The 12,230-nt window shown below is 65.0% G+C and carries 9 protein-coding genes; 3 read left to right on the top strand and 6 right to left on the bottom strand.

The features are described from left to right. Positions 1 to 32: 32 nt before the first annotated feature. Positions 33 to 626, top strand: coding sequence for a murein L,D-transpeptidase catalytic domain-containing protein (locus I2488_RS09815; protein WP_246465585.1), 594 nt, complete (start codon positions 33 to 35; stop codon positions 624 to 626). Positions 627 to 833: 207 nt separating this feature from the next. Here the strand turns inward: I2488_RS09815 and I2488_RS09820 are convergent, their stop codons facing one another. Beyond that, the gene (locus I2488_RS09820) at positions 834 to 2,222 is read right to left on the bottom strand and encodes a L,D-transpeptidase family protein (RefSeq protein ID WP_196275614.1); all 1,389 of its coding nucleotides are present in this window, start codon (positions 2,220 to 2,222) and stop codon (positions 834 to 836) included. 180 nt (positions 2,223 to 2,402) lie between these two features. Between I2488_RS09820 and I2488_RS09825 the strand changes: the two genes are divergently transcribed. Then, a complete protein-coding gene (locus I2488_RS09825) occupies positions 2,403 to 3,332 on the top strand; it encodes a DMT family transporter (protein WP_343071030.1) in 930 nt (309 codons plus the stop codon). A 235-nt stretch (positions 3,333 to 3,567) separates the two neighbouring features. Continuing rightward, positions 3,568 to 6,240 (top strand): aconitate hydratase AcnA, encoded by a 2,673-nt coding sequence (acnA, locus tag I2488_RS09830; RefSeq protein ID WP_196275615.1) that lies wholly within the window; start codon positions 3,568 to 3,570, stop codon positions 6,238 to 6,240. A gap of 218 nt (positions 6,241 to 6,458) precedes the next feature. Here the strand turns inward: acnA and I2488_RS09835 are convergent, their stop codons facing one another. The 5 genes from I2488_RS09835 to hemH form a co-directional block, all read right to left on the bottom strand. After that, entirely contained in the window at positions 6,459 to 7,226 is a 768-nt protein-coding gene (locus I2488_RS09835; protein WP_196275616.1) for a HesA/MoeB/ThiF family protein, read from the bottom strand. Positions 7,227 to 7,420: 194 nt separating this feature from the next. After that, a complete protein-coding gene (gene dnaA / locus I2488_RS09840) occupies positions 7,421 to 8,809 on the bottom strand; it encodes a chromosomal replication initiator protein DnaA (RefSeq protein WP_039333734.1) in 1,389 nt (462 codons plus the stop codon). 546 nt (positions 8,810 to 9,355) lie between these two features. Next, on the bottom strand, positions 9,356 to 9,616 hold the full coding sequence (gene rpsT, locus I2488_RS09845; protein ID WP_039333732.1) for a 30S ribosomal protein S20: 261 nt from the start codon (positions 9,614 to 9,616) through the stop codon (positions 9,356 to 9,358). A gap of 113 nt (positions 9,617 to 9,729) precedes the next feature. Further along, entirely contained in the window at positions 9,730 to 11,124 is a 1,395-nt protein-coding gene (locus I2488_RS09850; protein WP_196275617.1) for a cytochrome P450, read from the bottom strand. 92 nt (positions 11,125 to 11,216) lie between these two features. Further along, positions 11,217 to 12,230, bottom strand: coding sequence for a ferrochelatase (gene hemH / locus I2488_RS09855; RefSeq protein ID WP_196275618.1), 1,014 nt, complete (start codon positions 12,228 to 12,230; stop codon positions 11,217 to 11,219).

A 12,230-nucleotide genomic window follows, 5' to 3' on the forward strand; every position in this document is an offset into this window, starting at 1 on the left:
GCATGACGGACGGAGTGAACAGGCGAACGGTAATGACAGGCCTTGCGGCAAGCGCCGCTGCCGCCGTGTTCCCGCCGCGCGTTGCCGCTGCCACCTACTACCCCAACGAGCAGCACCGCGAAGTCCTGCGCATCGCCGCCGAGCAGGTCGAGAAGCATCGCGCTTCGCTATGGCGCACCGACATCGTCGGCATCGCCGATTTCGCCCTGCCCTCCTCGCTGCCTCGCTTTCACTTCGCCAATCTCGAACGCGGCGAAGTGCGATCCTTCCTCGTCGCCCACGGACGCGGGTCGGACCCGGAGCATGACGGGTTCCTCAAGACCTTCTCCAATGACGTCGGCAGCCTTGCCACCTCGCGCGGGGCCTATGTCACCTACGAATGGTACAAGGGCAAGTACGGCACCTCGATCCGGCTGGGCGGCCTGAGCCCCGAGAACTCCAACGTGCTCGATCGCGCGATCGTCCTGCACCCGGCCTGGTACGCCAATCCCGACATGCTGGAGAAGTGGGGCAAACTCGGCCGCTCGGACGGTTGCTTCGCGATGAGCGAGGCGGACTTCAACGAAGCGCTGTGGCACTTATCCGGCGGACGCCTCATCTACGCCGACCGACTGGGCCTGGGCTGAACCTGACGGCTGCGGACGCGGCACGCGCCGCCCCTTGGTCCGGCTCGTCAGGTGCCAGGCAAAGCAGCGATCACAGCGATAGGCATGCAGGACAAGTCCGCTCGCCTGCGCAGCTCCGAAAGCATCGTCCTTGCTGCCGAAGCGCTGCTTGCGCTGGCAGACGCTGAGCCTTGTCCTCACCACAGGCGCGTTGTCACAGGGGCCGAATCACAGGGGATTATCGAGCTTGATCACTTCCTCGTTGCTCTTGCGCTGCGTGGTGTGCAGCTGGCGCGGCTGGGCGAAGCTGGCCAGCACCGGCGCATCGCGGCCGTAGATGTCCGGGAACGAGCGCAGCATGCCGGTCACGTCACGCGCCACGGTGAAGTAGGTAAGGTAGACCGGGAACGTCTTGGTCATCGGCACCTTGGTGTAGACCTTCGAGGTGTGCGCCGTGACGGCATCGTCCGGCGTGATCCCCGCGCCGAGAATCGCCATGGTCATCGCCAGTTCGGTCGCCCGCTCCACGCGCACGCAACCATGGCTGAGCGCGCGGGTCGGCAGGTTGAACAGATTGCGGTTGGGCGTGTCGTGCAGGAAGATCGCATGCTCGTTGGGCATGTCGAGCTTCATGCGGCCCAGCGAGTTGGTGTCGCCCGGCTGCTGCACGACATAGATCGTGCCGTCCGCCGCCTTGGTCACCTTGTAGCCCTCGCGCTCGGCCTGCTTGGGGTTGTTCACCAGGCGCGCGCCCAGCCCTTCGCCGACGACGATCGACTGCGGCACGGTCCAGGTCGGATTGAAGATCACGCCCTCGACCGTCTCGGCCAGCTGCGGCGTCGCGGTCTTGCCCGGCTTGCCGACGATGACCTTGTAGGTGCTGATGATCTTGTTGCGCACCGTCAGCCGCAGCATCTGCTCGGGCACGTTGGCCAGCAGGTACTGAGTGCCAAGGTCACGCGCCAGCCAGCGCCAGCGGTCCATGTTGGCGCGGATCAGTGCGGCCTGCTTGGGCGTCTGCGCCTTGGGCAGCGCGGCCTTGAGCGCCGCGTAATCCGGCACGGTCGGCAGCAGGGCCATCAGCGCGCCCTTCACATCATGCCGGAGCAGGGCGTCGGCCAGAATGATCGAAGTGGGGTTCACGTCCTGATCTGGGTCGACGGCAAACCACTGCACGCGCGCGGTCATCGGCGTGCGGCCATCGCGCAGGTCTTCGGCCAGCCAGCCGAACAGGCGCGTTGCGGTCTCGTCGAGAGCAGGGCCTTCGCCCTTGACGATGGCGGCCGACAGCACATCCGGCTGGTAATCGCGCGGGAACAGGCCTTCGGCACCAATGCCCTTGATCGTTGCCAGCAGGCTCTGCGCATCGCTCTGCGTCCAGTGCGGTGCGGGCACCGGCGGCAAGGCGTCTGCCGGAGCGGCAGCGGCGGCAACCGGAGCCGCAACGATCGGCGGCACGACTGGCGCAGGCTTGGCCTGCTTCGTCAGGTCCACCGGACCTGCAGACGTCGCAGTCTGCGCTGCCAGCGGCTGGGCTGCGATGGAAAGCGCCACGAACGCCACGCCAAACTTGCCGGAAAGGCCGGCACCAACGATCGCACGCTTCACGCTTTGCATTTCCCTGTTCACTCGCACCTGCAGGCGAAGATCGGAGCAAGGCGCCCGTAACTCCACCGGTATCGTCCTGCCCCAAGGCCCGATGACGATCAAGCCATCGCACCATTGAACTTCGCCATTTGGGCAGACCATCGAACATCCGGCCTTTCTGGAGGCTGAATTGGGCGCTCGCCGCACAAGATGGTTTCAAGTCGCAACCAGTTTGCCTATGGCACCGTGATGAACGACGTGCGCTTTCCCCTGTTCCCCGTACTGGCCGCATTGCTTGGTCTGGCGTTGTTCTCCGTGATGGACGGGGTCATGAAGGCGGCCTCTATCGCGGTCGGCGCCTATGCGGCCATGTGCTGGCGCGGGCTGGCTGGTTCCTTGCTGATGCTGCCGCTGTGGCTCTGGCGTGGACAGGGATGGCCTCCCGCGAGCACGCTCAAGGTCCACGTGCTGCGCGGTACCGTCGCCTCGACCATGGCGGTCCTGTTCTTCTATGGCATCGTCCGGCTACCGCTGGCCGAAGGCATTGCCCTGTCGTTCATCGCCCCGCTGATCGCGCTCTATCTCGCCGCGATCCTTCTTGGCGAGAAGGTGCGCCCCGCAGCCATCGGCGGCTCGCTTCTCGCGCTGGCGGGCGTCGCGGTCATTGCCGGTGGGCAGTTGAACGGTCCGTCCGATGCCGAAGCCGTCAAAGGTCTTGTCGCCACACTGATATCGGCCGTTCTCTATGCCTGGAACCTCGTGCTGCAACGCCAGCAGGCGCTGCTGGCCAAGCCTGAGGAAGTCGCCTTCTTCCAGGCCCTCGTCCAGTTCGGCTTCCTTGGGCTCGGCGCGTGGTGGTTTGCCCCGCTCCCCAGCGCATCGGTGTGGGGACTGCTGGTCATCTCCGCGATCCTCTCGGCCGCATCGCTGATGCTGTTGAGCTGGGCCTATGGCCGGGCGGAAGCGCAAGTGCTGGTTCCGCTCGAATACACCGCGTTCATCTGGGCAGCCATCGTCGGCTGGATCGCCTTTTCCGAACCGGTCACGCCGACCATGCTGATCGGCGTTGCCCTGATCGTGGCTGGCTGTCTCCAGGCCACGCGCAAGGCCCCACCAGTGACTGCAACCACTGCGCCATGACCAGATTGGCCGGACGCTCTTGCTATTGAAAATCAATAAGCGGAATTCGACGCGATTCCCGCCGTGCTGGCAAGATTTGCGCCCTTCCCGCCCTTGACGCAGGTGCGCTTTGCGCGCATCGCCCTCTCGCTTTCAGGCCGTAACTTGCCGCGCCGCCACGGGCCTTTGGTCCTAGAGCGATTCCCCGCGTGGCACCGTACAGCAACGGCCGCGACAGGAGGGAAGACGCAAAGCCATGACCCAGGTCGGACAGGATACGCTCGGCACCCGCAGCACGATGAACGTGGGCGGCAAGGACTACGCCTATTACTCGCTCAAGAAGGCTTCCGAGAAGTTCGGCGATGTTTCGCGCCTGCCCTTCTCGATGAAGGTCCTTCTCGAAAACCTGCTGCGCTTCGAGGACGGCGGCTTCACCGTCTCGGCTGACGACGTGAAGGCGATCGTCGACTGGCAGAAGAACCCCACCGAATCGAACAACGAGATCCAGTACCGCCCGGCGCGCGTGCTGCTTCAGGACTTCACCGGTGTGCCCTGCGTGGTCGACCTTGCCGCGATGCGCGATGCCATCGCCACGCTCGGCGGCGATACCAGCAAGATCAACCCGCTGGTTCCGGTCAACCTCGTCATCGACCACTCAGTCATGGTGGACGAGTTCGGCCACCCCAAGGCCTTCGAAGAAAACATGGAAATCGAATACCAGCGCAACATGGAGCGCTACGATTTCCTCAAGTGGGGTTCGAAGAGCCTCAACAACTTCTACGCCGTGCCCCCGGGCACCGGCATCTGCCACCAGGTCAACCTCGAGAACATCGCGCAAGCCGTGTGGACGAGCACCGACCAGAACGGCGCGACCGTCGCCTACCCCGACACCTGCGTCGGCACCGACAGCCACACCACCATGGTCAATGGCCTCGGCGTGCTTGGCTGGGGCGTTGGCGGCATCGAAGCCGAAGCGGCAATGCTCGGCCAGCCGGTCTCGATGCTCATCCCTGAAGTCGTCGGCTTCAAGTTCACCGGCGAACTCAAGGAAGGCGTGACCGCCACCGACCTCGTGCTGACCTGCACCAACATGCTGCGCAAGCATGGCGTGGTCGGCCGCTTCGTCGAATACTACGGCCCCGGCCTCGCCGCGCTCAGCCTTGCTGACCGCGCGACGCTCGCCAACATGGCTCCGGAATACGGCGCCACCTGCGGCTTCTTCGGCATCGACGAGAAGACGCTCGACTACATGCGCCTGACCGGCCGCGAGGAAGCGCAGATCGCGCTCGTCGAAGCCTATGCCAAGGAGCAGGGCTTCTGGATCGATCCGGCGGTCGAGCCGATCTTCTCCTCGACGCTGGAACTCGATCTCGGCACCGTCGTGCCCTCGCTCGCCGGCCCCAAGCGCCCACAGGATCGCGTCTCGCTTCCCGAAGTCGACGACGTGTTCAACGCCGACATGGCCAACACCTACAAGAAGACCCCGGCCCGCGTGCCCGTCGAAGGCAAGGACTTCGACATCGGCGATGGTGACGTGACCATCGCCGCGATCACCTCGTGCACCAACACCTCGAACCCGGGCGTGCTGGTTGCTGCAGGCCTCGTCGCCAAGAAGGCCAACGAACTCGGCCTCAAGCCCAAGCCCTGGGTGAAGACCTCGCTCGCCCCCGGTTCGCAGGTCGTCACCGACTACCTCAACAAGGCCGGCCTGCAGGAGCACCTCGACGCCGTCGGCTTCAACCTCGTCGGCTACGGCTGCACCACCTGCATCGGCAACTCGGGTCCGCTGGCCGAACCGATCAGCAAGGCGATCAACGACAACGGCCTCGTCGCCGCCGCCGTGATCTCGGGCAACCGCAACTTCGAAGGCCGCGTTTCGCCCGACGTTCGCGCGAACTTCCTCGCCTCGCCGCCGCTGGTCGTTGCCTATGCGCTCAAGGGCACGGTGATCGAGGATTTCACCACCACCCCGATCGGCAAGGGCAACAACGGCCAGGACGTCTACCTCAAGGACATCTGGCCCTCGAACAGCGAAGTCGCCACCACCATGGCCGGCTGCATGGACCGCGCCATGTTCCAGGCCCGCTACGCCGACGTCTACAAGGGCGATGCGCACTGGCAGGCGATCAACGTCACGGGTTCGGAAACCTACTCCTGGCGCGCCGGCTCGACCTATGTCGCCAACCCGCCCTACTTCGAAGGCATGTCGATGACGCCGGCTCCGGTCAGCGACATCATCGAGGCCAAGCCGCTGCTGATCCTCGGCGATTCGATCACCACCGACCACATCTCGCCGGCCGGTTCGATCAAGGCCGACAGCCCGGCGGGCAAGTGGCTGATGGAGCACCAGGTCGCGAAGGCGGACTTCAACTCCTACGGCGCCCGCCGTGGCCACCACGAAGTGATGATGCGCGGCACCTTCGCCAACATCCGCATCAAGAACGAGATGGTCCCCGGCGTCGAAGGCGGCTTCTCGCGCTACGGCGACGAAGTCGGCTCGGTCTATGACGTGGCCATGAAGCACAAGGCCGACGGTACGCCGACGGTCGTGATCGCGGGCAAGGAATACGGCACCGGCTCCAGCCGCGACTGGGCGGCCAAGGGCACCAACCTGCTCGGCGTCCGCGCCGTGATCGTCGAAAGCTTCGAGCGCATCCACCGCTCGAACCTCGTCGGCATGGGCGTGCTGCCGCTGCAGTTCAAGGACGGCCAGAACCGCACCTCGCTGGCGCTCTCGGGCGACGACACCTTCACCATCAAGGGCGTCGCCAACCTCCAGCCGCGCCAGGACGTGGAAGTCGAAGTCACGCGCAAGGACGGCACCAAGCTGACCTTCACCGCGCTGTGCCGCATCGATACCGCCAATGAAGTCGAGTACTTCATGAACGGTGGCATCCTGCACTACGTGCTGCGCAAGCTCGCCTCGTAAGAGGCGGCTTCATGCCAAAGAGAAAGGGCGCGGCGGACACAAGGTCCCCGCGCCCTTTTCTTTGCGACTTGAATTCACTCACCACCCCTGTTCGTCATTGCGAGGAGGCGCAGCCGACGAAGCAATCCAGAGCGTGGTGCAGGACGCTCTGGATTGCTTCGCTACGCTCGCAATGACGCTCGAGAGTGTTGGCGAGGGAACGTCGCCAACAGCCCACCTCAGGGACGAGAACCACACCCGTTGCACTCCGGGTCACGGGCGATGCGCATCGTACGCAGCGAGGGTTTAAGACCGTCCATGACGTGCAATTGCCCCCACTGCGGATCGCCCAGCGTCGAGACGCCCTCCAGCAGCACGCGCATCGCCGCCATTGCCCCGAAAGCCCCGACCATGCCGACCATGGCGCCCAGCACGCCGAGATCGGCGCAAGTGTCGCAATCCTCGGCATCGAAGGCATCGCCGACGAAACAGCGGTAGCAAGCCTGTCCCTCGCGGTGCCCGGCAAAGTTCGCGACCTGCCCCTGAAACCGCCCCAGCGCCGCGCTGGTCAGCGGCACGCCCGCCTTCACGCAAGCATCGGAGACAGCAAGCCGCGTGGCGAAGTTGTCGCAGCCGTCCAGCACCACGTCGGCTCCGGCGATCAGGCTTGCAGCGTTGTCTCGGTTGATGCGCAGGACGTGCGCCGAAACCTCCAGCGCCTGGTCGAACGCCCGCACCCAGTCCGCTGCCGCCTCGGCCTTCGCCTTGCCGATGTCAGCCTCGCCGTAGATCGTCTGGCGCTGCAGATTGCTCGCCTCGACCACATCGTCATCGACCAGCGTCAGCCGCCCGACGCCTGCTCCGGCAAGATATTGCAAGGCGGGCGAGCCGATGCCGCCCATGCCGATCAGCACGACATGGCTCTGCGCCAGTTTCGCCTGCCCCATCGCGCCCACTTCGGGCAGGACGATATGGCGGGCGAAGCGATCGAGGCGGTCTGGCGTCATGCGACGCAGTTAGGGAAGAAAGGGAGGAAATGCGAGGGGCTAACCCCTCGCGCTCCCGGGAATCGGCGTCTGGTCTATCCGAGGCGCCCCGACGAAGTCGGAATGATAGTGCCGCTTCGCGGATTGGCGAGGCCTAAACGTCCAGCGCCAACTCATGGGAGCGCGAGGGGTTAGCCCCTCGCATCCCCTACTTCTTAGTCTTCCAGCTGCCGCAGCAGCGTCCGCACGTCGCCGTCCATGTCGGCATCGCGCGTGCGCAGTTCCTCGATCAGGCGCACGGCGTGAATCACCGTCGAGTGATCGCGTCCGCCGAACTTGCGGCCGATCTCCGGGTAGGAGCGGGGGGTAAGCACCTTGGCGAGGTACATCGCCACCTGGCGCGGACGCACCACGGCGCGGGCGCGGCGCTTGGAGGCCATTTCCGTGCGGTCGACCCGGTAGAACTGGCAGACCGTGCGCTGGATCTCGTCTATGGTGATGCGGCGGCGATTGGCCGAGAGGATATCGGTCAGTTGCTCTTCGGCCAGCTGCAGCGACACCGGCTGCCCGGTCAGCTGAGCATAGGCGATCAGCTTGTTGAGGCCGCCTACCAGTTCGCGCACGTTGCGGTTGATCGTGCGGGCAAGGAACTCGATCACGTCCGCGGGCACCTGGGTGTTGCCGAAGCGGCCCAGGCGATGCTCGAGGATCTTGCGGCGCAGCTCGATGTCGGCGGGCTGGATGTCCGCGACCAGGCCCATCGACAGGCGCGAGAGCAGGCGCTGCTCGACGCCGTCCAGCGCCTGCGGCGCGCGGTCGGCCGCCACGACGAGGCGCTTGCCCGCGCTCATCAGCGCGTCGATCGTGTGGAGGAACTCCTCCTGCGTGCTGGCCTTGCCGATGATGAACTGGATATCGTCCACCAGCAGCATGTCGAAGCCGCGCAGGCGCGCCTTGAACTCGATCATCTCGTTAGAGCGCATGGCCTGGACGAACTCGATCATGAACCGCTCGGCCGAGCAGTAGAAGATGCGCGCACCGGGCTTGTTGGCGGCAAAGGCATGGCCGATGGCGTGGAGCAGGTGCGTCTTGCCCTGCCCGGTCGAGCCCTTGAGGTAAAGCGGCGAGAACTGCGGCGTTTCCACAGCGGCCATGCGCTGCGCGGCGTTGACGGCCAGCACGTTGGCGGAACCCGAAACGAACTCGGCGAAAGTAAGCGAAGGGTCGAGACCGGACAGCGCCGAATCCAGCATAGCCGGCGCGGCATGGACCGGAGCACGCGGGGCGATCGGCGCTTCGCCACCGACGCGCAGTTCGGGCATCGAACGACGGCGCGGGTGCACGGTGATGCGCACCTGGCGCACTTCGGAACGCGCGATCTTCCAGGCCAGGCTCAGGCGATCGGCAAAGCGGTCTGCCACCCAGTTTGCGGAGAACTCGGTCGGCAGGAACAGGTCCAGCGTGCCCGTCTCCTTGCAGAACGAACCCAGCTGAATCGGCTTGATCCACTGCGCATGGAGCTGCGGCCCCAGGTCCTTCTTGAGACCCTGGCTGATGTCGGCCCAGTCTGCTGCCAGATCCAGCGCTTCCTGGTCCTCGATCATTGTACTGTCACGTCCCTTCCTGATGGCATTGTTCCGGTCGCCGTTGCTCCCGGCCCCCCCTGCGAAATCATCGATCTTCACGCGTCGCTGCCCCGACTTCCCTGCCCGCACGCTGTCCGGCACCAGGCACAATCAACCTGTCGCCCCGCCGCGCACCCGCGCGGCAGACCCCGTTCGAAGAATTTTAGTGACACCGATGAGCAGTGATTCCCGCCCCCGGTCCGCATTGTCTATTGGGGTTGGCCCCCCGGACGCAAGCAGGCACACCGCAAAAAAACTGAAATAAATGCCCTTGACTCGCGCTAACCCGCAGACTTGCATCAAACTACTGAAAAATAAGCACTTTTACTTATGCATTCGCCACAGTGATGCGAATCGCGAAGATTCCGTGACTTGCTGCGACTGCACAATGTAACAATGCGGAAGAGCGCGATCAGTAAACGCCACAAATGAAAATGGCCGGCGAAATCATCGCCGACCATGTTCTTTTTTTGTGCCGTTTCGGTGGGATCGTTCGCTGTCTGGCAGCGAATCGATCAGGCCGAATCAGAGCGCGGCGACGCGCTTCGACAGGCGCGACATCTTGCGCGCAACGGTGTTCTTGTGGAGCACGCCACGGGCAACGCCACGAGCCAGTTCAGGCTGGGCTTCCTTCAGCGCCGCAGCAGCAGCCGTCTTGTCGCCACCGGCCAGCGCGGTCTCGACCTTCTTGACGAAGGTGCGGATGCGCGAAAGGCGGTTGCCGTTGATTTCGGCGCGACGTTCATTGCGACGGATACGCTTGCGGGCTTGCGGCGTGTTGGCCATGGTCTTCCTGTTTCTCGTGCCTTGGCGGGCGCCAGGAGCGACCGCGTGAATCTCATCCAGTGACGGAAAGTCCCGTCGGAAAGCGCGCCCCTTAACCGTGGACGCCCGAATCGTCAACAGATTCGGCGCAACTCCACCCTCAAGCCGTCACGCGGCTTCGGGATCGGCCAGGCCTGCCATTGCGGCTCGGCTCCCGGAGCCATCCGCACCTCGAATCGCGTCAGGATGTGGTTGGCCAGCAGCTTGACCTGCATGTAGGCAAAATGGAGTCCCAGGCACATGTGCGCGCCGCCGCCGAACGGCACCCAGGCGTACTTGTGCCGCGCCGCCACCTTGTCAGCCGTGAAGCGCATCGGATCGAACACTTCGGGCTGCTCCCAGTGCGCCGGATCGGCATGGACCGCCGCCGGGCTGATCCCGATCGGCGTGCCGGCCGGAATGTCGTAGCCGCCGAAGCGGAAGTCGCGCAGCGCCCGGCGTGGCATGTTCGGCACCAGAGGCATGAAGCGCAGCGCCTCCTTGAAGGCCATCTCGGTCAGTTCCATCCGCCCGAGATCCTCGTAGGCGAGCGGCAGCCCGTCTCCGCCGGTCACCGCACGCGCCTCGGCCCGCAGCCGATCCTGCCAGCCGGGATTCTTGGCCAGCTGCCAGAACAGCACCGTGGCCGAGGAAGTGATCGTATCGTGCGCCGCCATCATCAGGAAGATCATGTGGTCGACCACCACGTCCTCCGGCAGCAGCGAGCCGTCGTCGCGCGTGGCGAGCGCAAACTGGCTGAACATGTCCTGCCCGGGATTGGCCCGCCGCTCCCGCACCAGCTTGCCGAAGTATTCGACCATCAGCCGCCGCCCGGCCACGCCCTTGCCCATCTTGGTGAACGGGAGCGGCTTGCGCACCACGCCGACCGAGGCCTGCACCATGTCGACAAAGGCCTTGTTCAGCCGGTCCGCCTCGGCCCCCAGCGGCAGGCCCAGAAAGCTCGACGCCGCCGTATCCAGCGTCAGCGCCTTGATCGCGTCATAGAAGCGCATGGAGCCACCCCAGCCGTCCATCGCCGAGGCAATGCCGGTGTTCAGAACCGAGCAGTATGCGCGCATGGGTTCGGGCTTGAACGCGATCGACAGAGCGCGCCGGTCCACCCGGTGCGCCTCGAAATCCATCAGCATCAGCCCGCGCGGGAACAGCAGGTTGAGCACCGGTCCCCAGCCCTGCTCGTTCGAGAACAGCTTGTCGCGATCGAACAGCACGAGTTCATTGGCATCCGCGCCGATCAGGTTGACCCCGCGCCGCCCGAAGCTGCGCGTCCGGAACACCGGACCATAAGTGTCGACCATGCGCTTCTGGAAGCCGAGCGGATCGGCCAGCTGCATCAGCGTCGTGCCGAGCACCGGCCAGCCGTCTTCGCCCGGAATATGGTCGAGCTTGTGATCGCCGCCGAGCCTTACCCAGTGCGGATTGCCCCGCTCGGTATGCAGGTCTGCCCTCGCTTCAGACGCAAGAGTGGCCATGTAATCTCCCGGCTCCATGATTTAACCGGGCAATTAACATGCCTGTCAGCAGTGGCCAAGAGCCTTGTTGCCCCAAGGCTAAATCCAGCCAGCTAGATCCAGCCTGCAAGTTCGCGCCGTGTCATTGCCTCCAGCAAGTCCATCCCCGCCTCCCCGGCATTGAGGCATTCGAGCGCCGCAAAGTGCGTGCCTCCCGCCGCCTCGAAGTCTTCCTTGCCCCGGATCGCCAGTTCCTCGAGCGTCTCGAGGCAGTCGGCCGAAAAGCCCGGCGCCGCGATCACCACGCGCCTGGTACCCTTCTCAGCCTCTACGGTCAGCACCGCGTCGGTCGCAGGCTCGAGCCACTTGGCCCGCCCGAAGCGCGACTGGAACGTCGTCACCAGCCGCAACCCCGGATGGCTCTGCGCAAAGCGCTCAGCCAGCAGGCGCGAGGTCTTCTGGCAGTGGCAGTGGTAGGGATCGCCAAGGTAGAGCGTGCGCTCGGGCATGCCGTGGTAGCTCAGCAGCAACAGCTCGGGATCGAAATCGAGCGCCTCCATCTGTCGCGTCATGTCGGCATGGAGCGCGCCGATATAGGCCGCATCGTCGTGATAGGGCGGCAACGTACGCAAGGCCGGCAGGCGGCGGCGCTGCTTGATCCAGTCCGCCATGGCATCGAGCGCCGAAGCCGTCGTCGCGCCCGAATAGTGCGGATAGAGCGGCGCCACCAGAATGCGCTCGCACCCTGCCGCCACCAGCGCATCGAGCTCCTTGGCCATCGACGGCGACTGGTAGCGCATGGCATGGCGCACGATCGCGGCATCGCCCAGCCGCTCTTGCAAGGCGCGGGCCTGCGCCTTGGTGATCGCGGCCAGCGGCGATCCGTCCTCGCTCCACACTTGGCTATAGGCATGAGCCGATTTCTTGGGCCGGGTGTTGAGGATGATCCCGCGCAGGATCGGCTGCCAGATCAGCCTGGGAATCTCCACCACGCGCGGGTCGGACAGGAACTCCTTCAGGTAGCGCTTGACCGAATCGACATCGGGCGCGTCGGGCGTGCCGAGGTTGACGACAAGCACGCCGACCTTGCCGGTAAGCACATTGGGGTGATCGGCAGGACGTTCCAT

The organism is Novosphingobium jiangmenense, from assembly GCF_015694345.1.
Taxonomy (GTDB): domain Bacteria; phylum Pseudomonadota; class Alphaproteobacteria; order Sphingomonadales; family Sphingomonadaceae; genus Novosphingobium; species Novosphingobium jiangmenense.

What these genes read in the sequence shown, in the direction of transcription:
- I2488_RS09825 (WP_343071030.1), top strand. Translation starts at nt 2,403, where the DNA reads ATGGTTTCAAGTCGCAACCAGTTTGCCTATGGCACCGTGATGAACGAC.
- rpsT (WP_039333732.1), bottom strand. Translation starts at nt 9,616, where the DNA reads ATGGCCAACACGCCGCAAGCCCGCAAGCGTATCCGTCGCAATGAACGT.
- dnaA (WP_039333734.1), bottom strand. Translation starts at nt 8,809, where the DNA reads ATGATCGAGGACCAGGAAGCGCTGGATCTGGCAGCAGACTGGGCCGAC.
- I2488_RS09815 (WP_246465585.1), top strand. Translation starts at nt 33, where the DNA reads ATGACAGGCCTTGCGGCAAGCGCCGCTGCCGCCGTGTTCCCGCCGCGC.
- hemH (WP_196275618.1), bottom strand. Translation starts at nt 12,230, where the DNA reads ATGGAACGTCCTGCCGATCACCCCAATGTGCTTACCGGCAAGGTCGGC.
- I2488_RS09820 (WP_196275614.1), bottom strand. Translation starts at nt 2,222, where the DNA reads ATGCAAAGCGTGAAGCGTGCGATCGTTGGTGCCGGCCTTTCCGGCAAG.
- I2488_RS09850 (WP_196275617.1), bottom strand. Translation starts at nt 11,124, where the DNA reads ATGGCCACTCTTGCGTCTGAAGCGAGGGCAGACCTGCATACCGAGCGG.
- acnA (WP_196275615.1), top strand. Translation starts at nt 3,568, where the DNA reads ATGACCCAGGTCGGACAGGATACGCTCGGCACCCGCAGCACGATGAAC.
- I2488_RS09835 (WP_196275616.1), bottom strand. Translation starts at nt 7,226, where the DNA reads ATGACGCCAGACCGCCTCGATCGCTTCGCCCGCCATATCGTCCTGCCC.